The sequence below is a fragment of the Gammaproteobacteria bacterium genome, from assembly GCA_022450155.1.
In the GTDB taxonomy this organism is placed as follows: domain Bacteria; phylum Pseudomonadota; class Gammaproteobacteria; order Arenicellales; family UBA868; genus REDSEA-S09-B13.
Map to the genome: position 1 here is coordinate 24,683 of JAKUQR010000024.1, position 19,987 is coordinate 44,669.

The following is a 19,987-nucleotide window of genomic DNA, read 5'->3' on the forward strand; positions in this document are numbered from 1 at the left end:
GATCTTTATGATTCAGCCGGTTTCGAGTTTATTGAGAACTAGAATCTGATGAGCATGGGGCAGTGTTTGTGTGGGAGTGTCACTTGGGAACTCGAGCCTGAAGCGTACGCGGCATTCAACTGTTACTGTAAGATGTGCCGTAAAGCGCATGGCACACCATTTGGCACCTATTTTTTTGCGAATTCTGACCAGTTGCGCTGGACGAGCACAACCGACTCGATTGTGTATTATCGCTCGTCACCAATGCTCATCCGAAGTTTCTGCGGGCACTGTGGGTCAGTCGTACCTTATAGCGGTAGTGATTCCAGTCGAGTTGTAACCCCGGGCGGTTGTCATGACCACGGTCGGCCAGCGGATTGCAATATTTTTACCGCGTACAACGCCCCATGGCATGAAATCACGAATGATCTACCCTGCTATGATCATTATCCGCCTGCAAGCGATTTGCTCGGGGTCGAGGAAGAACCGCTGGAGCCAGGCCCTGAAGGTGTTGTAAGGGGCAGCTGTTTATGCGGATTGGTTCAGTTCCACGTCACGAAACCATTCAAAGTAGCCCACAATTGTTATTGCACCCGCTGCCGTCGTGCCTGTGCCGCTGCACATGCCAGCAATGGATTTACGGACTTCGATGGGGTGGTGTTCATAAAAGGCAAGGACCAGTTAAAGACCTACAAACTACCGGAAGCACAGTTTTTCACACAGGTGTTCTGCGAGATCTGCGGATCCAAGATGCCGCGCCTTGATCCAGATCGTAACCTAGCGGTTATACCGCTGGGTTCATTAGATGATGACCCAGGCATCAGGCCGATGGATCATATCTATGTAGCCTACAAATGCGAATGGCATAAAATAACCGATGACTTGCCCGCCTACGAAGAGGGGCCATCGCGCTAGAACGATGATGAACAAACCTACCCGGGGGATTCATTCAGATTCTAAACCTGCAGACCTTGACCCGTTAGCCGCGGAGTGGAAACAACTACTTCAATAAGAGGCTGGGTAGTGAACATCAAAAGTATTCTTTAGGACTGCCCTTAAGCAGCACCGAAAGTTGTGAGTTTCAAAGTGAATTGAATTACGAATTATCTATTGACCAGGTAACCAGCCAATTTCAATCGCTGTTTGTGGTCCGACCGTTACCTGCTTCAAACTCCATGGGATTGAAGCTTCTTTGCTATTTATAGGTATACGACCCCCCATCACTTCTGCTTTCGACTGTGGGTAGCGCGGATTTAGTTTTGGTTCGGCATATCCGTCTGGATAGATAGGCTGTCCCGACTTGGGATCATATTTGTCGCTTGCGCCGACCGTGTGCATGATCTCATGCGCGATGATGACATTATTTGATTCAGACATGTGGACTGCAGAAAAGGCATGCACCACACCAATCAATCCTTTTTGGAGTCCCAAAGAATGTGGCAAGTATTTTAATTTCTTCGGGTCGTGGAAGAGGGCGAACACTTTGATATCGGCGCGAGGTTCGATTTGCCGCCGTTCTATGGTCCAGACCCAGTAGCGTAGCTTCAGGCTCCACCAGATCACGCTGAATGTACCGCCTGTCAGTGGTGGGCTGGGAGGCGACACAAAAAGGGGAGCGGCCACCCGGACGGTCACAGGTCGATCGAGCTCAAGGCCATAGGTCTGGCCTTGCCGCCTGAAGAATTGCTCGATGGCACTGAAGTGTTCCCGTTCAAGATTTTCGATATAGGTATCAGCCGCGTTGCTGTGATCGGCATTGATTGGATAAACCAATACCCATAGCGGCTCTTGCCAATCCGTGCTGTCTGTACGTGTGAGCCAGGCACCGCCACCGACCAGAATCAGGATGTAGAGGAGGACTACAATGCGAAAACGCCTAAACATGATCTAAAGTTTATTCAACGCTGGTTGCGAATGTTGGGTATTTATTAAGAGCGATGCATGGCATAATCATCCAGAGGATCTGTATAACTCATTGAAATATAGATCATTTAAGGTTCTCTCTGTTTCTCTTTTCAAGGTGGCGCTTTGCTCTATGGTCAGCATATTTAATCAGGTCGATGTTTTGGGTCATTGCCCATCTGCAGCAAATATATGTATCATCTCGCTATAGAGATACACTGGCTGACACGGCAAGTGTGTGAAGGATTGATATGGATATCAGACCTCTCGATACTAATTTTGGCGCCGAAATTGTCGGTCTCGATCTAAACGATCCAGTAGATAATGATACCCTGCGCAAACTGACCGATGCATTGTACTCAAATCGTGTCATTGTGATACGGGATCAAAATCTCGATAAAGCAACTTATTTTGAGTTCGGCCAGAAATGGGGCCATCCAATTCCGCATGTTTTAGACCACTTGAGAATGGCGGATTATCCGGCAATGATGGCAGTCGGCAACACTGAAGAGAAGGACCAGAACGAAGCGATTAGAAATGGTACTGCTCTATGGCATACGGACCAGTCTTACGAAGAGGCGCCGGCCAGTGCAACCATGCTGTATGCGATCAAGGTCCCTCAAATGGGCGGGGAAACACAGATCTGCAATATGGTCAAAGCCTACGAAGATCTGGACGAGAATACTAAGACACGACTTGAGGCTATGCAGGTCGCCCACCAGTATGGCAGAGGCAAACTCAGGCCAGAGGAATTCGGTGCCAGTCCTATCATGACGTCAGAACAGCAGGAGAAATTGCCGACGTTCTATCACCCCTTGGTGATGTCGCATCACATCACCGGATTAAAAGCGCTTTATGCGGTCGGACAGACCGCCTATGCCGTTAAGGGTATGGAGGATCACGAAGCTCTTGCACTGCTGGAGCAACTGAAGGATCACGTGTTGCAGGAAAAATATATCTATAGACATAAGTATCAGGTCGGAGATGTTGCGATTTGGGATACCTTTCAGACGTTGCATTCGGGGCGAAAGATTGATGTTGCCACCGATAATTCCGATTCGAGGCTTTTGTGGCGAATCAGCGTGCGCGGTAAGCCTATTATCTATCACTAAATTTGGGGTTCGAATTACCAGCTTAACAAGCCCTCGTTGATTGCTTTGATTTGAAGTGCCAGTGTTCTCGAAAATATCCGACACTGTGCGAAACTTCCTGCGAAAAACCAGAGCCCAGGCTGACCGGTGCGCATCCACATATTGCGCAATTCCTGACCCTCCTCATCAAATCCCCAGATAGGACCGCAGCGGTTTGAGACTTCCTGGCCAAACAGGCTGGCGACCAGATGATGTTGTCCTTTATAACCCGTGGCGGTGACCAGGAGATCTGCATCAAGGGTCTCTCCATTGTTTAGTTTGGCGCCAGCAGCAATAAACCGGTCAACATCCTGAAACTGAACCACCCTTATTTGGCCGTTTGCGATCAGATCGGAACATCCCACGTTAAAGTAATAGCCGCCGCCTCGTTCCAGATACTTGAATTGCCAGCCGGTGTTGTTCTTTCCATAATCGAGCAAAAACCCGGCTCCCGAGAGAGCATCGAGTAGCGGCTTATCGAATGTTTTTGCTTTTTCTGTCACCAATTGATGCATTTTGCGCAACACCTTAAGCGGTGTTGCGGCAGCAAGCAGATCGCAGTCTTCCAGCGATGGCCCTTCCTCGTACAGGGCATAGGGGAGCTGTGCACTGGGTTCAATGTTGACGACCATCGTTGGACTGCGCTGGATCATGGTGACATCGACCCCGTTTACGTAAAGATCCTGGGCGATGTCATGGCCACTGTTGCCGGTGCCCAACACCAATGCCTTCCGGCCCTGCCAGGCAATGCCGTCAGTGTATTCCTCCGAGTGGACCGTGGTGCCGGCGAAGTCTGTAAAACTGGGAATATCGTCGGGGAGATTTGGAATACCACTGACCCCTGTGGCCATCACGACATGTTGAGGTGTCAGCGTTTGTCGTCGCCCATCTGACGACCTCAATTCAATGGACCAACGCCGTTTGTCGGGGTCGTATTGCCCCCCGCCAACCTCGGTTGCTGTCCATACGTTCAGTTCCATGGCTTCCGCATACGTTTCAAACCAACCCGCGAGCTTGTCTTTGGGAATATAAGTCGGCCAAGTCGGTGGGAAAGGCATGTAAGGCAGATGATTCACCTGCACCTGGTTGTGCAGCGTCAGGGCATGGTACCGGTTGCGCCAGTTGTCGCCGACCCGGTCGTTTTTTTCTACAATGAGTGTATCCACTTGGAGCTGCCGCAACCGCGCGGCAACTGAAAGCCCAGCCTGTCCCGCCCCGACCACCACAACGCTCGGACTTCTTTCCTCGTAGCGGACGTCGATATTCCGGAGATCGAGCCAGTTGGGGCCTTCGAAATCTCGCGAATAGGTTTCACCACTTGGCCGATGGCGACCTAATTGTTCTTCGAAACCTTTTAATTCTTCCAGTTTGGTCAGCAACGACCACGCTTTGAGTTGACCCGAATTATTCGTATCAGGCGTCAGTCTAATAACCCCATGAGACCTGCCGACATTGGTCTCAAAAGAAAATATGGCTTCTATGACATCGACGCCTGCGCGGACCACTGGTCGGGGCGCTGCGTGATCTTGTGGAATCTGGAAACCATAGGGCCGAGTTTCTGCCGCCAGTGCTTGAATCAGCGCGAGGATATTATGGATTCCCGAGACTGTCTTGACGTGCCAGGTAACGGCGAGGAGGTCACGCCAGTGGCAGTCTTCATGGAATAGATCTTGCAAGGTGTCGGTGCTGGCCCGCGTGATCGTTTGTTCAAACAATTGTAGCCAGCGGCTGACGTGAAGCTCCCAAGAGTCAGTTTGTTCGGTTTTGGACGTCGAATTTATCATTGACGGCATGGCTTTGGTTAGAGGACTAGATTGCAACGAAGCGGGCTAATCGTCTGGGCTGGGTTGGTGGAGGATCTCATCCCGCACATACTGGTTGATTTCGGGTTCTTTGTAGCCCAATTCCAGCATCAGTGCCCGGTTATCGGCACCTTGAAACGGGGCAAGCTTTCTCACGCAAGTCGGTTGACCGGAATGCTGAACCGGTGGGCGAGGCACTCGAACGTCACCCAAAACCTCATCTTTAATTATAGTTAATATATTATTGTCAACTATTTGAGGATTGTTTATAAGTTCAATTCTAGTCAGAATTGGCGCCGAAGCGACACCTCCTAAATCGAATCGCTCAAGAATTTCTTCGCTTACCCACGAGCTGATCTCATCCGATACGATCTGGCGCCTTTGGGCTATATTTTCAGAGCGCGCCTGAGCTGTCTTAAATCGGGGATCACAGATCAGGTCGGGCCGATTCAGCGCGTTGCACATGCCTTCCCATTCTGAATCGCTGTTCGCGCCGGCCGTGATGTAGCCGTCAGCAGTTTTGAAAACAAGATCCGGGCTTTTCTGCGAGTGGGCAGGATCTTGTTCTTTCCCGACAAAGCTCAGACTGCCCATCGTCTCGGGCCACAAAAACCCAACCATGGTATCGAGCATCGCCAGGTCCATAGTTTGCCCTTCACCTGTTTTTTCCCGGTAGAACAATGCAGTCGTTATGGCATGCGCAGCAGTCAACGCTGTTGTTTTGTCACAGATGATCGTGCGCACCATCCTGGGGACACCGGTTTTTTGATCGCGCTGAACGTCAGCGAGGCCTGATAGTGCCTGAATAACGGGATCATAGACACGCTGATGAGCGTGGGGACCGTTTTTGCCGAATCCACTGATAGACAGGTAGATTATGTCGGGCTTCAGTTCCCTAACTCTGTCTTCTCCTAATCCCATACGCTCAATGACACCAGGTCTGAAGTTTTGTACCAATACATCGGCACTCTTGACCAATTCCAGAACCAGAGCGAGTCCTTTAGACTGCTTGACGTCGACACACATCGAACGTTTGCCGCGATTGCAGGTGAGAAAAGAACTGGTCATCCCCTTGTGCTTGGTACCCACCCGACGCATGTGGTCACCCGCTGGTGACTCAATTTTGATCACATCGGCCCCCTGGTCCGCGAGGATCATTGTCGCAATTGGGCCCGAAACCATTGTGGTTAGATCCAAAACCCTGACGCCTTTTAGGGGTTGGCTACAGTCGGAAATGTTATGTTTCAAAGGTCGCCCTTAGTCAGTCAAGTAGCAGAGTCTGTAGGCATCCTGGTAAGCCTTTCGAGCATGAAGTCTCTGCTGGTATCCAAGAGCAAGTGGCGATAGCTCGATTTTATAGCTGAGCGCCCAGTCGATACAGGTTAGCAAGAGAATATCAGCACTGCTGAGAACATCACCCATTAAATAGGGCTGGCTTTCCAGCACACCAGGAATAACGGCGTTAAACTGCTTCAGGAAATATTCCTTGGCAGAGTCCACGGCCATGGGTGCGCGACCGTAAATTTTGTGCAAGTCCCCATGTCGTCTCATGGTGTACAGGGAATGAGCGTCAAGCTCCATGGCTATAAATGCACTCCACTCATCCAATCGTGCTTTTCCGTACCTGTCATATGGCACGAAAAAATCCGGTGGCGTGTCAAAATTTTGAGTGACATAACCGAGGATCGCGACACTCTCTGTAAGGATCAGGTCGCCGTGCTGAAGGGTGGGAACCTTGCCCTTGGGGTTTATAGCCAGATACTCGGCAGTTTGAGTCTCACCTGTACGAGGGCCAATGGGCTTGGTTTCATAAGGCAGACTGAACTCTTGTAGCACCCAGTGTGCTCTCATCGCTCGCCCGGTGGTTGCTCCCCAGAGTATGATATTTTCAGTCACTAATTGTTTTTAGTATTACCGGCAAGATAATCTCGGGCAATAGTCCTACTAGCTTAATGCCAGCCTCGCGTGTATTCACTAATATTACTCGTTTAAGGTCAATAACCATGGACTAAATGGTTAGACCATGTTGGCAGTAAACAAACGAATTAAAGCATAATTGATACCACCGTTGAGTCGTTGTGGTGGAACTGCGTGCGGGCAAGTCGCAAGCCTGAATCCAGTTTGGTCGACGTTATGATCTATAATCGGCCCACCTGACCGTACTGTAAACATAGCCGTACGTCATCGGGCCAGACCCCAATAGGTTTGTTCTGCGGACTATTTCGGCTGGGTGGCAGAGTGGTTATGCAGCGGCCTGCAAAGCCGTGTACGTCGGTTCGATTCCGTCCCCAGCCTCCACTTTCTCTGGTGAACCCGACAAAAACACCCACGACCAGTTCTTTTTCGGCACTTCAGAGAAGAAGTCAAGCAACCGTAAAGGACGCGGTACTCGCAGGCCCAGCAGGGCCAATACAGTCTCAGATCCTGAAGCTGTTAGAGAACTATCCAAATGCGTTGGGGCGGAACTGTCGCCCAGGGCACCTGACTGGTTCGTCGCTTATTATCCGCCCGGAAGATTCCCAAATCCTCGTTTTATTTCACGTCAAACTTCAACGCTGGCTGCAACCCGGCGGACACGCGGACGGTGACGGTGATATGGCCCGGGTTGCACTCAGAGAGGCAATTGAAGAAACAGGAATACCCCAACTCGTGGTCGTAGAGCCAGCGATCGACTTGGACATCCACGTCGTCGAACCGCCCCATGAGGATGCTCATGAGCACCATGATGTTCGTTATCTCGTGCTTGCACCGGAAGACGCTCGCCCAGTAGGCAACTATGAGTCCACTGGATTCAAGTGGCTGGATCAAGATGAGATACACCAGATTAATCCAGATGACGGGTTTTTACGCCTGGTGGAACGTGGTCTAACTATGCTCTCCAGGCTACAGCTTGCTCGCCCTCACTGTAAATACTGATTCCAACACCAGTTGTTGGAGGTTATAACAGTGTCGTACCTCCATCGACCATGATCGTTTGACCAGTGATGAACTTTGAGGCGTCGGAGATCAGAAAAGAGATGGTGCCGACCAAGTCCTTGGGTTCCAGGTTAACTTGCAATGCCTGGTTTGAAGCGATCACTGACAATGCTTTTTCTCTTTTTTCACCCATGTACTCTTCGGTGCCTTCGGTGAGAACCGCAGTCGGGGCCACTGAATTAACCCGGATCCAGTCTCGGCCAAGTTCCCGAGCCAGGCTACGGGTCATGCCGATCACGGCAGCTTTGGACATTGCATAGTCCAAAGCATAGGGCATGCCATAGGTGGCCGCGAGCGATGAAATATTAATAATTGTCCCACCACCCGCCTCTTTAATTGAAGGCACACAGGCTCGGCAACAGTTCCATATACCTTTGATATTTACGTCCATCACGTTGTTCCACTGGGATTCGGTAATTTGATCGAAGCGCCCGCCTGAGATATCACCGTACAGGGCAGCATTGTTTACCAGAGAATCAATCCGGCCATAAGCTTCGATTGCAGCAGTGGCCATATCATTGCAACTGGAAGCATCAGTCACGTCCAGATGTACACCTATCGCGTGGCCACCTGCTGATTTCACTGATTCGATGGTATCGCCAGTGTCACGAATGTCGCCTGCGACAACGTTGGCTCCCTGTTCGGCCAAGGACTCACAATAGGCGCGACCTAGACCCCGTGCGCCTCCGGTGACAACGACAGTCTTTCCAATCAGTTCCATCCTTTATCTCCCTTTTCTCTGTGGGATTTGTGTTTGCCTGCGATTTGGGTGCCAGATGCAGCAAGTGCAGGTTGTTCGGTCATGTGTCCCATGATGGGAGCACCCATCCACTATAGTACCGATAAGTTGTCAGAACTAGAATAGGTGTTTGAGCAGTCGGTGGGATCATCTGGTGGGGAACCCGAGAAATGGCGGACTTTGTTATACGCAATACATTGATTGTCGATGGTACTGGAAACCCTGGTTTTCACGGCAGTGTCGCTGTTGAAGGTGGCCAAATCGTTGAGGTTGGGGCTGTTACCGTGTCAGCTTCTGTCAGCGTAGACGCCGAAGGCCTGGTTCTTGCACCTGGGATTATTGATAGCCATACGCATTTTGACGCTCAAATTACATGGGATCCGATGGTGTCCCCGTCGATTGCACACGGCGTTACGACTGTCCTCATCGGCAATTTCGGTTTTACGATCGCTCCGTGTAAGCCAGAACACCGGGACGTAACCATGCGCAATCTAGTGAGGGTGGAAGGCATGTCCCTCAAAGCAATGGAGTTAGGTATCGACTGGGGGTTTGAATCCTTCTCGGATTATCTCGATCTTCTCGAGACCAAGGGTGTGGGGCCAAAGGTTGGCGCGTTTGTTGGACATTCTTCTGTACGTACCTATGTAATGGGAGATGAGGCGGCGCACCGACCAGCGATGGAAGCGGAAGTTGAAAGCATGCGAGAGATCGTGACCGACGCGCTAAAGGCGGGGGCTGTCGGCTTTGCAACGTCTACATCGCCATCCCACAATGGTGCTGATGGTTCCCCCATGCCGCCTCGTTTAGCGGAAAAACAGGAATTAAGACGGCTGGTGGGTGCTTTGGGTGAGCAGCGAAAAGGAGTATTCATGCTCACAAAAGGTGGGACGACACCGGTACCGTTTCTGAAAAGCTTGGCGGCCGGCTATGCAGTCTGATTCGGAGATTCACTATAAAGAATTGCTTTCAGACGAGTCGTTTCGCTCGAAAATCCGATCCGAACTTAAACAACCCGCAGTGGTCAGGCTGTTCAATGGAGAATGGGGGGAATTAAAGGTTCTCGAGGTGATTCAGGATTCAAATCGTCATTTCGAAGGCAAATCGATTTCAGAGATAACCCATGAGGCCGGCGAAGACCCACTTGATTTCCTATTAAACTTGTCTCTACAGGAGAATCTTGAGACCACGTTCCTTTCGGTGTTGCTGAACTCTGACGAAATCGCTGTTACAAAACTTTGGGCTCATCCCTATTCCACCATCGCCCTGTCGGACGCGGGTGCCCATTTAACATTTTTTTGTGACGCTGGATTCGGACTTCATCTGCTAGGCTATTGGGTTCGTGACCGGCAGATCATGTCACTGGAAGAGGGCGTTCATCGACTGACGGGGCAACCAGCCCAGATCTACGGCATCCCCGGTCGAGGCTGTATCGCTCCAGGCGCGCATGCGGACTTGTTGTTGTTCGATCCCAAAAGAGTCGGCCGTAGTCGGGCTAGACGAACTAATGATCTGCCCGGTGGGCAGCGCCATTTAACCACTGATCCGCAAGGCGTTTATGGTGTTTGGATCAATGGACGTCAAGTTTGGGGGGATACCGAGCCAGTGGCCATAGATCACTATCCTGGCCAAGTACTTAGAAAATTTGATTCATAATGAAGACCATTGGATATTATTTATCAGTTGTCTCACCCTGGAGTTATTTGGGACATAGACGTTTTTACGACATAGCCAGGGCGCATTCAGCTGAAATTCTGTACCTGCCGATCGACTCTTCCATCGTATTTCCCAAGACAGGGGGATTGGCACTGAAGGACCGATCACTGCAACGAAAGCGTTATCGAATGCAGGAACTACGCCGATGGCGTAGTCACCTCAAGCTGGAACTTAACCTGGAACCCAAGTATTTTCCGACTGATCCTAAACTAGCCTCCTGCGTAGTTATTGCGGCCATAGAAGCAGGTCACAACGTTACCGAGCTTGTCTATGAACTGATGCGGGCCGTCTGGGTGCGTGAAGAAGATGTGTCGGATCCTTCGGTCATAAAAAGTGCGATTGAGCGGTCTGAAGGGAACGTAGCTGAATTGCTGTCAGCAGCAAATCAGCTCCATGTTCAGAGTGTTTTTTCTGAAAATAGCGAAAGAGCTGTTACTAAAGGCGTGTTTGGCGTCCCCAGCTATGTTGTCGGCGAGGAGGTATTCTGGGGACAAGACCGGCTCGAGTTCCTGGATACGTTCTTGAACGACGACTTTGCTTAACCGACGATTTATTTGTATCTATGATGATGACTAGTAAAAGTTTTAGAGTGATTACGACAGGCCTTGAATTTCCAGAAGGTCCCATCGCGATGGAAGATGGGTCCATACTTGTGGTCGAGATCAAGCGCGGAACACTGACCCGGGTATTGTCTACCGGGGAACAGGAAATTGTTGCCGAGCTCGGTGGAGGCCCAAACGGGATAGCTATTGGGCCCGGTGGAAAGTGTTTCGTCTGTAACAACGGCGGTTTTGAATGGCATTCGGACAAAGCCGGTAAACGGCCTACGTTGCAGTCTGCTAGCTACAGTGGTGGCCGGATCGAGGTTGTCGATCTGAATACCGGTTCAGTCGAGCTGCTCTATACGGAAGTCGATGGGGTTTCTCTGTCCGGCCCGAACGACATCGTTTTCGATGGACAGGGCGGGTTTTATTTTTCGGATCTGGGTAAAGTTCGAAGACACGATCAGGATCGTGGCCGGGTGCTGTACGCAAAAGCTGACGGTTCGTTCATAAGAACTTTGGCCGCCCCGGTTGAGATGCCCAATGGCGTAGGCTTATCGCCGGATGAATCGACTTTATATGTGGCAGAAACCCCAACCGCTCGCCTTTGGGCATTCGATCTGATAGCGCCTGGTCGTGCCCAGAAACTGCCGTGGCCCTCGCCACATGGTGGCCGATTTATTGCGGGATCGTCGGGCTACCAGCGGTTTGACAGTCTGGCGGTTGAAGCAGATGGTCGAGTGTGTGTTGCAACACTTGTGAACGGAGGTATCAGTGTTGTCTCGCCTGATACAGGTTCGGTAGAGCATATCCCATTCCCCGACCCGTATACCACGAACGTCTGTTTTGGCGGAGATGGCCTAAGAACGGCCTACATTACCCTGTCGCAATCTGGCCAACTGATCGAGGCCCCCTGGCCTCGTGCTGGACTGGCTCTGAACTATCTGAATAAATAGTATTCAGGTTCGGTGGGTCGTCCAGTTTGTGCCGTGGTAGAGAATCTGTCGTCGTATTTCTTCAGACTCTTTATGAAAAGCCACAGCGACTGGGTCAAAGTCGTAACGTGGTTCGGGTTCCAGCTCAAAATGTTGGTGATTATCTACGCCTCTGACTAGGGCTGCACTGTCCTGGTCTGAATATTGTTGCTGGGTATCCGGAGGTATGTACCTTATCGCCAGGCCAACCCTTCGATCGTCAGTTTTATTGGGATAGGAGGCGTGCGCAATACGAAAAGCAAACAGGACTGCTTGGCCTGTATCAACTACCAGATTGACTGCCTTATCCTCATTAATGTCATCTATGGATTGTCCCCGGGTCAGCATATTGTCGTTATGATAGGTTTCTTCATGGGCCAAATCAGGGCCGAGGTGACTGCCAGGCAACACACGCATGCAACCGCTTTCTATCGTTGAGGGAGAAAGAGCCACCCAGACCGTGACCAGCTTGTCAGTATCCAGACCCCAATACTGGCTGTCCTGGTGCCAGGAAACGAACTGAGGAGAGTTGGCCTCTTTGATCCACCAATCGGTCGACCAGACCATGATGTCGGGGCCGATAATGTCCTCCACCACATCAAGTATTCTTGGAGACCGGATCAGGTCAGAGAGCCACTTGAAAAGCAGATGGTTCTTGAACCGAAGTGATCCCGTTAATACCCCGTCGTTTTCTGCTTCAAACGATTCCAAGTTGGCACGAAGGTGTAGGGCATGGTCGGCAGATAGGACCGGAAACGCTGGCAGAAAACCAGTTTCTTGAAACTGACTGACTTGAAGATCAGTAAGATTTTTGCCCATTGATGCAATATCCCAGCGATGCCCTTGAATCCAGAAAGCAGCTTTCAGGCCAATGAGGACTTCCAGTTTTGTTTAGATTCTAATAGATTTACGGTTTTGGTGATCAAAACAAGGTCTGATGATTAGAAGAATTCAACCTAAAGCAGTACCAGGATCCGATGCCCCGTTCAGCCAAATCGTATTGGACGACTGTTACGCCTATCTTGCAGGGCTGGTCGCGGCGGATTTCCCGAAAGGCGCGGTAGTCCTCGGGGATGTGGGTGCGGAAACGCGAGCCATTATGGGGGCCATTTCTGCCATGCTGAATGAAGTCGGGCTAACCCTCGAGGACGTTGTAAAAGCTGAGGTGCATCTCGCCGACTTGAGCGACTTCGATGCTATGGATGCCGCATACCGAGAGTATTTCCCTCCTAAGGTTTACCCAGCCCGCACAACAACTGAGTCGCCTAAACTGTTCGGCGGATCAAAAGTAGAGGTCACTGTACAGGCTCGGCTCCGAAACGCGCCGTAAAGATTCAAAACCTCAAACCAAAAGACATGAACTGGAGAAAGGCATGAATTGGGATTGGCGCATAACCATATTGCTAATTTCTCTACTCTGGATGGCATACGCGCTTATACAGATGTTTCAATGAATACCGCCTACGTTTTATGGCACCTTGCCAACCGCATCAGGTGAACCCGGCCAATGATGGCAAAGAAGAAACTAAATCCTCCATTCGACTGGGAATCCTGGTATCAGGCCTGTGGCGGGCGCGTTGATCACACACCCCAGGCGAGCAAGATTGTTGCCAAAATATATAACGAACAGGCGCTAAAATTTACCGGTTTCGTAGAAAGCACTACTCGCCCATTTGGCTCGCCAGATCAGGCTAGTAAATTTGTCAAAACTGTGGCAAAAGGCGCGGGCGCAGCAGCTGTGGGGATAGCCAAAATCGAACCTAGTGATGTCTATGACGGTAGGTCTGTCAATGAGACTTACGCCATCGCTATTGGACAACGCATGCTGTGGAAGCATTTCCAGACCGTACCCTCACAGGAAAGTGGTGTGGAGTGTTGTCGTGTCTACTATGATTTGGGAGCAATTTGCATTGCGGTTGCTGATGCCCTTCGTGAGCGCGGATATCCTGCTAGGGTAGAGGACCCAGTAGGCGATTCTGATTTAATGCACATACCCATTGCCCTGAGGGCTGGATTTGGCGAACTCGGCCGACATGGTTCTATTATTCATCCGGAGTTGGGGCCGCTTTTCAGATTGGGAACTGTGGTCACCGATCTACCCATGACGTGTGATGAACCGGTCGATCTTGGTATTGCAGAATTTTGTGATCGTTGCAAAGCGTGTCAAAAGTATTGTCCTGCTGACGCGATACCTGAGGAGAGAAACCCAGCAGCTGGAGTTGATCCCATTGGGAAAACACGCTATGTGTTAGATACTGGACGCTGTTTTCCTTACTTTGCTAGACAGCACTACTGTTCAATCTGTTTGGCGGTCTGCGCCTACAAGCACAAACAGTGGGCGCAAGATTTCACGGGCGAGCAGACCAAGTTGAGCCCAACAACGTTACTAAAAGATCCTCCACCTACGGTTGATCTGTCACCATCGACCCGGGTGCACGATTATCCAAAGCTCAAAGTATTGTACAACCGAAGCAACCCAGACCGGTAAGCTGTCTGAAGCACTGCATTAAATTACCCGCAATCTAGGTTAGACAGAAAACATAGATTGCGATGTGGCAACATCATTAGCTAGCGATATTGGTGCCAATTGTCTGGAGCATTTCGGGTGTTGGAGTACGGTTTATGGTGGGTGCAACGGTTTGGCAAATCAATTTCTACCGTTTGCTGGCGCTCAGGATGTTTGTATTTTGTATTTGCTCTTTCGTTACCGTGGTTGCTCGGGTACTCGGTTATGGGTTTGTTGTCTTTTCCGCTCGAGAGTGAGTTCGCTGCTGGTGTGGCCCAGATGATCGGAAAGCTCGTTAACTGATTGCGAATCGCATCTCTCGGGGCAAGTTTTTCTCCAGGGCACGGTGCTAAAATCTAGTCAGTTATAGGGAGCTATTACTCAGTTGGAGTGCACGGGCAGTGCACCATAAATTATATCCAACTGTAAATGGTAGAAAACCCTTTAAAATCAATGCGGCCCGGGTGGCGAAACTGGTAGACGCAAGGGACTTAAAATCCCTCGGCCGAATGGCTGTGCCGGTTCGAATCCGGCCCCGGGCACCACATAAGTCTGTGTATTAAAAGACTAACTCTAATTTTCTGAGCTTAACCCCAGAACATTTGTGGCACCGCTGTGGTGCAAATTCAGTGCATCAGATTAGTTCACGGAACCAGCATATGGTAACCGAGCGACAAATCCATACCAGATATTTACAGCATCCCCGTCGGTCCAATTCCAACGTGGCTCATCTGGACTGGTTATGACTGGTGTTGGTCAGCGAAAGAGGGTCGTTGGCCCTCCGAAAGAGGTCCCATAAGAACGTTTTCTGGATAGGAATTCAGAATCTCACGACGGCCGATGATATTGTTCTTAGTGAATGAGCCTTGAGGTTTAGGTTCTTTCCCCCATAGCTTCTTCGAATACGACCCTCGGACCAACTGACCTGACCCTGTACCAACGGATTGTTGCGCTGCAGCTGGAGTGTAGTCATTGACGAGTGCAAATCGCCGTTTCCAGGAGTTGTTTGAACTCGAGCCATGTATGGTGTTGCAGTCAAATATGCCAACCTGGCCTTGGCGCAGAACCATGTCGATTGCATTAGATTCATCGACGTGACTGACTCGTGCGACCTGCCGTTCGGCGTAGCTGGTTAGGTGAAACGGCTCGATCTGCTCATTCGATCCTGGTATGACCCGAAGACAACCGTTTTCAGTTGTCGCATCGCTGATTGCCACATAAACAATTACGAAAGCAGGATTGACCTGAATACGGGCAGCATCCTGATGCCAGCCGTAATGTGTTGAACTGAGTGGTTCCTTTATGCGGAAGATGGAGTTAGTCAGCAAAAGGTTGGGCCCAATGAGCTCTGAAATGATATCCAGCAGCAGTGGAAAAGTGCTGAGCTCATAAACCCAGTCAAAAAGTAAATTGCACTTGATATCCAGTGCCCAACTGACGTCATCCGGATGGTGATGTTCGAACTCTTCCGTGCGGCTTCGGAATTCCTCGCATTGTCTGACCGAAAAAACATCGAGTCCGGCGAGAAACCCATGTGACTGGAACTGCTGAAGCTGAGTTTCTGACAGAATCTTGGCCATAATGAGGGTGTAGATCACGATGCTCCCAAAGTCAGATGATATCAGGCATACCGACGGTGAGGTTCGGTCACGATCGCAGGTATTCAATCCGGTGTCATAGTTCCGGTTGGTGACGGCAAAACGATTACTATCGCCGCCGACGATACTGCAGAATCTGCTGCAGCCGCACAGCCCAAAATTCAGTCGATTTTGGGTCAGCTGGCAGGCATGTTGACTGCACCTCCTGAGGTTCAGGAGGGTCCGGTCCTTTTTGATTTCTTTTAGTTCGGCGTCGCCGGAATATTCTTTAATGTAAAGCCCCGCCGAGTGCGGGGCTTTTTCATGCCGACCTCCATGCTTAAGAATGCGGTACGGATATATCCCGGATAGCAGTCAGATAATTCATTAAAGCAAACGGGGCATACTGATGTACGCCCCGCTCATACACACGTTCTGTGCGAGGTGGATTCTCGGCGTCGCATCGACGTCTGATGCAGTTGCTCTTTCACCGAAGCGCTACAATGACGCCGTACTCATGGCCGAACTTCGTATGCAGTCCGGCCGGGGTCTGCTATGACTGGGTAAGCTGTTCAGTCAGTGGGCTGTGGATTACTAAGCTATCCCGCCCAGAGGAGTTCACCCCGATGTTACTGATCCACGGCGCCAGCCAAGCCAACCCTCAACGGATTGTGCCCAGGGCGCCTATTCAAATCCTGATGTGGCTGCTGAATCTGATGGGTGTTCTGCCGCAGAAGGGTCCCTTCTATTCACTGCATTAACCCCTTCGAGTCCATCGATGACTCGAGACAGCGTCTCAATCAATTCTGCTAACAACGGATTCGGGTCGGCGACCAGACAATAGATTCCAACCTCTACTGATCCTAATTTGGGCCATCCTGCTGCTTCACTAAGTGGAATCAGGCTGCTTTCTGCCGATTCCTTATAACCAATATTCAATGCACTGAGTGGCAAAACACCGACGCCAAGTCCGCTTGATATTGCAATCTGTAACATTCGGGGAAGCGGCGACTGGTAAGTCTCTCGCCAGGATCGACCCTGGCTATTTAAAGCTTCGAGGGCACGCGTCCGGTACGGGCTACCCTCCGGGTGTAACACTAGGGGAACGCTTTCGTCAGATGCCAGATCGAGTTCCCTGGCCGCCACCCACATCAATTCAATCGACCATGTCTGGCGAGCATGCTCTTCAAGACCCCACGCCGCTGCTGCTATGATTACGTCTAGCTCACCCAGGAGCAGCGCTTCGACCAGCAGATCGCTTTCGTCACAGCGGATGGAAACATCAATCTCGGGATGTTTCTTCCAAAAGTGCAGTGCTGAAGTCTGCAAGCTTTCGATGCAATTAACAGGCTCAGATCCAGGAACTCGCGTCACGACATAAAAGATTGGCAGTCCCAAACGAAACGTCACCGCAGCTGGGCGAACGCTCGTAGACGATGTCAATTTCATCGACTCCTGGTAATGCTTGAAATCGTCGCTCGACAGTGGCTGGCTATAGTGAAATCCCTGTCCGATCTGACAGCCGAGGCCGTGCAAACGCTGCGCGTGTTCAAGCGTCTCCACTCCCTCGGCCACGATCTTGAGACCGAGACTACGGGAAAGTTGCACGACAGCCCGCACAATTGACCAGTTATCTCGTTCGGTGCTGCGAACAAACGCCTGATCAATCTTTAGTTTGTCGATCGGTAACTTTGTGAGATACGAAAGACTCGAATATCCCGTACCAAAATCATCCAGTGCAATCTCGACCCCGAGATTTTTGAATGCATTCAGGATGTCGATGGTCTGCTCGATGTCTTCTGCGAAAACAGACTCGGTAATCTCAATACCCAGTCGTTCGGGCGGTAGATTCACATCTTCGAGAATTTTCCGAATCTGTTCGACTAGATCATGTTGATGAAACTGTATGACCGAAACGTTGACCGCTATGGGGATCGGGGGTTGGCCTTCATCCTGCCAGAGCTTCGCCTGTCGGCAGGCTTCCTCGATTACCCAGCGCCCAATTGGGATGATCAAAGCGGTTTCTTCCGCAAGCGGGATAAACTCAGCCGGTGAGATCATTCCTTTGTCGGGATGGTTCCAGCGCAGTAATGCCTCGGCCCCAACAATCTGCTCGGTTTCAAGATCAATTTGTGGCTGGTAATGAAGTTCAAGCTGTTGCTCTTCCAACGCCACTCGAAGGTCGTTTTCTAGTACCGGCCGGCACGCTCTATTTGGTTGCGGACGAGTCACGAGATGTGTATTTTGAAAAGGTCACAATATGTATGTCTCCCAGTCCTTTGAATCGTACCACGTCTATCCCGAACCTCACGTCAGCGACCGACCGATTCTGACGGGGTACAGTCGATGTTGAACGAGTCAACAATCATTGCTTAATGGCACATCAGTAAGGCTTGACAGCATTGAAAATGTGAAGATCGTGCATGCTATCACTCAAGAAATGAAACAAACCGTCTTTAGAGTAGACGAGAAATTGCATCGACCACTTGAGGCTGTAAACGAGCAACTCAGCCAGAAGTTGAAGGAGCAAGCGGTTTATGCAAAATGGTTGGGTTGGAACTTGGGACGATTAGTTGTTCTCGGTGTGTGGATGTCTCTTCACGGAAAATAGATGCTGGGCTGTTTATGTCACCGTTATTTTCGTTCGGTGCAACGTTGGTGCAATTCTGACTCCAACTCTGCTCATATTCATTCACACTAACACCAACCGAAGAGGGCGGTAGTTCTGTATTCGTAAGGGTTTCTGTGAGTCAGCAGGTGTAGTCCTGTAGAATCAGTGGGACTTAAAATCCCTCGGCCGAATGGCTGTGCCGGTTCGAATCCGGCCCCGGGCACCATTACATTGCAGGGGCGCTGAGTGTAGCGCTCCTGCCTTTATCAATTAACCATAACGGTATGGTCGGCCGGCTTTCTCCATGGTCGCATTGTAGTCTTTAAAAATCTGAACAACTTGTCTGACGTCAGACACAGTCCAGTATGTTGGCTTGCCAAAATGAAAGGGGCAACTACTTGGCTTTTCGCAGTCGCTCTTTTAGCGCTGTCAGGTCGCGTCATCGTCCCAACTTCCTTTGCATATTGTTGAGGGTGAAACTACAGCTTAGCGCTAACAGTAAGGAATATCGATTGCAATGCTTTAGTGGCCCGGCACTCGGCAGTAATAGAGTGAGTTGAGCTGCTGGGCCGAGTCCACCAAAGCCCGGTGGATTTATTGTCTTGTTTCTGGTGACGACGCCTCCAGCGCACGGACTTGTCGTTTCACTCGCCGGACCATCGCATAAACCCCAACATGCTTGGTGGGGCTCAAATGTTCGAAAAGGCCTAGGTCCTCGAAACCGGAATCCGCGTCGAATTGCTCGATTTTCGTTGCAGTTTTACCCGCAAACATCGCGAGTAGTATTGCCACCACGCCTTTTACAGTCGAGGTATCGCAATCGCCTTGAAATGAGTATCGACCGTTGTCCTCTCGAATTGCCCGAATAAATACCGTACTCATGCACTCGTGAACGAGATACTGATCGGTACGGTCTTCTGGAAGGTAGGTCGCTTTCTTTCTTGAGCTGCACATCAGTGGCCGTGGTCGATGTGTCCTAAGGGTGCAACGCCTTCACTCGGGGTGAATACCCTGATCTATCGTGTTGTGATGCACTTGTCCCGACTTTGTCCTTCACCTGATTCCACTTCAAGCCAGTACTTGCTGACGTTCTTCGCTGGCACGCCAGTGATAGGCGGTTGATAGTCGAATCAGCATCCCCAGAAACCGTGCAAGCGTCCTGGGTGCAGACGCGCCTGCAGCCACCTCCGCCGCGCGGTTGTAATTGGTATTGGTGTTCACATCGTAGGTCCACTGGCGGCCATGTAAATCGGTAATGAACTCAATGCCGGCTACCTCAATGTCATTGTCCCTGAGGAAGGAACCGTATTGCTTGAGTAACAGAAGATCGTCGAAATCACCAACGATCTCAAACCGGTTGGGTTCACCGCTACCGGCCGGGCAATACGTGTCGTCGATCTGGCAGGCATCGGCAGGGCATAACTCGAAGCCATCAGCGGTATTGACCCGAACCGCGTAGACGAATTCCCCACCGATAAATTCACACCGAGTAATAAAGGGCACCTCGCTGCGGATGTACTCCTGCAGCAGGAAGAT

At 50.7% G+C, this 19,987-nt stretch carries 21 protein-coding genes and 2 tRNA genes; 13 read left to right on the plus strand and 10 right to left on the minus strand.

Annotated elements, in window-relative coordinates:
- Window positions 1-48: 48 nt before the first annotated feature.
- Window positions 49-894: a GFA family protein gene (locus MK323_12125; protein MCH2482897.1), complete on the plus strand. Its 846-nt coding sequence runs from the start codon at window positions 49-51 to the stop codon at window positions 892-894.
- 192 nt (window positions 895-1,086) lie between these two features.
- Here the strand turns inward: MK323_12125 and MK323_12130 are convergent, their stop codons facing one another.
- A complete protein-coding gene (locus MK323_12130) occupies window positions 1,087-1,863 on the minus strand; it encodes a hypothetical protein (GenBank protein ID MCH2482898.1) in 777 nt (258 codons plus the stop codon).
- Between the two features lie 269 nt (window positions 1,864-2,132).
- Here MK323_12130 and MK323_12135 point away from each other — a divergent pair, with 269 nt between their 5' ends.
- A complete protein-coding gene (locus MK323_12135) occupies window positions 2,133-2,993 on the plus strand; it encodes a TauD/TfdA family dioxygenase (GenBank protein MCH2482899.1) in 861 nt (286 codons plus the stop codon).
- A gap of 14 nt (window positions 2,994-3,007) precedes the next feature.
- Here the strand turns inward: MK323_12135 and MK323_12140 are convergent, their stop codons facing one another.
- The 3 genes from MK323_12140 to MK323_12150 form a co-directional block, all read right to left on the minus strand.
- Window positions 3,008-4,795 (minus strand): NAD(P)/FAD-dependent oxidoreductase, encoded by a 1,788-nt coding sequence (locus MK323_12140; protein ID MCH2482900.1) that lies wholly within the window; start codon window positions 4,793-4,795, stop codon window positions 3,008-3,010.
- 45 nt (window positions 4,796-4,840) lie between these two features.
- The gene (locus tag MK323_12145; GenBank protein MCH2482901.1) at window positions 4,841-5,995 is read right to left on the minus strand and encodes a CoA transferase; all 1,155 of its coding nucleotides are present in this window, start codon (window positions 5,993-5,995) and stop codon (window positions 4,841-4,843) included.
- Between the two features lie 75 nt (window positions 5,996-6,070).
- On the minus strand, window positions 6,071-6,709 hold the full coding sequence (locus tag MK323_12150) for a glutathione S-transferase family protein (protein ID MCH2482902.1): 639 nt from the start codon (window positions 6,707-6,709) through the stop codon (window positions 6,071-6,073).
- 328 nt (window positions 6,710-7,037) lie between these two features.
- Between MK323_12150 and MK323_12155 the strand changes: the two genes are divergently transcribed.
- Window positions 7,038-7,111, plus strand: a tRNA-Cys gene (locus tag MK323_12155).
- Between the two features lie 9 nt (window positions 7,112-7,120).
- Window positions 7,121-7,729, plus strand: a complete 609-nt coding sequence (locus MK323_12160; GenBank protein MCH2482903.1) for an NUDIX hydrolase — start codon at window positions 7,121-7,123, stop codon at window positions 7,727-7,729.
- Between the two features lie 22 nt (window positions 7,730-7,751).
- Here MK323_12160 and MK323_12165 read toward each other — a convergent pair whose 3' ends face one another.
- Complete coding sequence (locus MK323_12165; protein ID MCH2482904.1) at window positions 7,752-8,510, minus strand: SDR family oxidoreductase; 759 nt, start codon at window positions 8,508-8,510, stop codon at window positions 7,752-7,754.
- A gap of 188 nt (window positions 8,511-8,698) precedes the next feature.
- Between MK323_12165 and MK323_12170 the strand changes: the two genes are divergently transcribed.
- From MK323_12170 to MK323_12185, 4 genes are read left to right on the plus strand one after another with little or no spacing between them, the layout of a single operon-like run.
- Window positions 8,699-9,466, plus strand: coding sequence for an amidohydrolase family protein (locus tag MK323_12170; protein MCH2482905.1), 768 nt, complete (start codon window positions 8,699-8,701; stop codon window positions 9,464-9,466).
- Complete coding sequence (locus MK323_12175; GenBank protein MCH2482906.1) at window positions 9,456-10,181, plus strand: amidohydrolase family protein; 726 nt, start codon at window positions 9,456-9,458, stop codon at window positions 10,179-10,181. The genes MK323_12170 and MK323_12175 overlap by 11 nt, the downstream gene beginning before the upstream one ends.
- Window positions 10,181-10,783 carry a 2-hydroxychromene-2-carboxylate isomerase gene (locus tag MK323_12180; protein MCH2482907.1) on the plus strand — a complete coding sequence of 201 codons (603 nt, stop codon included), beginning with the start codon at window positions 10,181-10,183 and terminating at the stop codon, window positions 10,781-10,783. The genes MK323_12175 and MK323_12180 overlap by 1 nt, the downstream gene beginning before the upstream one ends.
- Window positions 10,784-10,803: 20 nt before the next feature.
- On the plus strand, window positions 10,804-11,739 hold the full coding sequence (locus tag MK323_12185) for an SMP-30/gluconolactonase/LRE family protein (GenBank protein ID MCH2482908.1): 936 nt from the start codon (window positions 10,804-10,806) through the stop codon (window positions 11,737-11,739).
- A gap of 3 nt (window positions 11,740-11,742) precedes the next feature.
- Here MK323_12185 and MK323_12190 read toward each other — a convergent pair whose 3' ends face one another.
- Window positions 11,743-12,576 (minus strand): phytanoyl-CoA dioxygenase family protein, encoded by an 834-nt coding sequence (locus MK323_12190; protein MCH2482909.1) that lies wholly within the window; start codon window positions 12,574-12,576, stop codon window positions 11,743-11,745.
- A gap of 118 nt (window positions 12,577-12,694) precedes the next feature.
- Here MK323_12190 and MK323_12195 point away from each other — a divergent pair, with 118 nt between their 5' ends.
- The 3 genes from MK323_12195 to MK323_12205 all read left to right on the plus strand — a co-directional run bounded on the left by MK323_12195 (window position 12,695) and on the right by MK323_12205 (window position 14,808).
- Window positions 12,695-13,087, plus strand: a complete 393-nt coding sequence (locus MK323_12195) for a RidA family protein (GenBank protein MCH2482910.1) — start codon at window positions 12,695-12,697, stop codon at window positions 13,085-13,087.
- Window positions 13,088-13,267: 180 nt separating this feature from the next.
- Entirely contained in the window at window positions 13,268-14,245 is a 978-nt protein-coding gene (locus MK323_12200; protein ID MCH2482911.1) for a hypothetical protein, read from the plus strand.
- Window positions 14,246-14,721: 476 nt separating this feature from the next.
- A tRNA-Leu gene (locus tag MK323_12205) sits at window positions 14,722-14,808 on the plus strand.
- Between the two features lie 195 nt (window positions 14,809-15,003).
- On the opposite strand, the gene MK323_12210 is transcribed toward MK323_12205, so the two are convergent.
- Complete coding sequence (locus MK323_12210) at window positions 15,004-15,861, minus strand: phytanoyl-CoA dioxygenase family protein (protein MCH2482912.1); 858 nt, start codon at window positions 15,859-15,861, stop codon at window positions 15,004-15,006.
- Between the two features lie 388 nt (window positions 15,862-16,249).
- Here MK323_12210 and MK323_12215 point away from each other — a divergent pair, with 388 nt between their 5' ends.
- The gene (locus MK323_12215; GenBank protein ID MCH2482913.1) at window positions 16,250-16,399 is read left to right on the plus strand and encodes a hypothetical protein; all 150 of its coding nucleotides are present in this window, start codon (window positions 16,250-16,252) and stop codon (window positions 16,397-16,399) included.
- A 125-nt stretch (window positions 16,400-16,524) separates the two neighbouring features.
- Here MK323_12215 and MK323_12220 read toward each other — a convergent pair whose 3' ends face one another.
- Window positions 16,525-18,072 carry an EAL domain-containing protein gene (locus MK323_12220; GenBank protein ID MCH2482914.1) on the minus strand — a complete coding sequence of 516 codons (1,548 nt, stop codon included), beginning with the start codon at window positions 18,070-18,072 and terminating at the stop codon, window positions 16,525-16,527.
- A 136-nt stretch (window positions 18,073-18,208) separates the two neighbouring features.
- On the opposite strand from MK323_12220, the gene MK323_12225 reads away from it, so the two are divergent.
- On the plus strand, window positions 18,209-18,451 hold the full coding sequence (locus MK323_12225; protein ID MCH2482915.1) for a hypothetical protein: 243 nt from the start codon (window positions 18,209-18,211) through the stop codon (window positions 18,449-18,451).
- Window positions 18,452-19,045: 594 nt separating this feature from the next.
- Here MK323_12225 and MK323_12230 read toward each other — a convergent pair.
- Both MK323_12230 and MK323_12235 read right to left on the minus strand, forming a co-directional pair.
- Entirely contained in the window at window positions 19,046-19,405 is a 360-nt protein-coding gene (locus MK323_12230; protein ID MCH2482916.1) for a SufE family protein, read from the minus strand.
- Between the two features lie 114 nt (window positions 19,406-19,519).
- Window positions 19,520-19,987: hypothetical protein (locus MK323_12235; GenBank protein MCH2482917.1), on the minus strand; the 468-nt coding region annotated here is incomplete at its 5' end.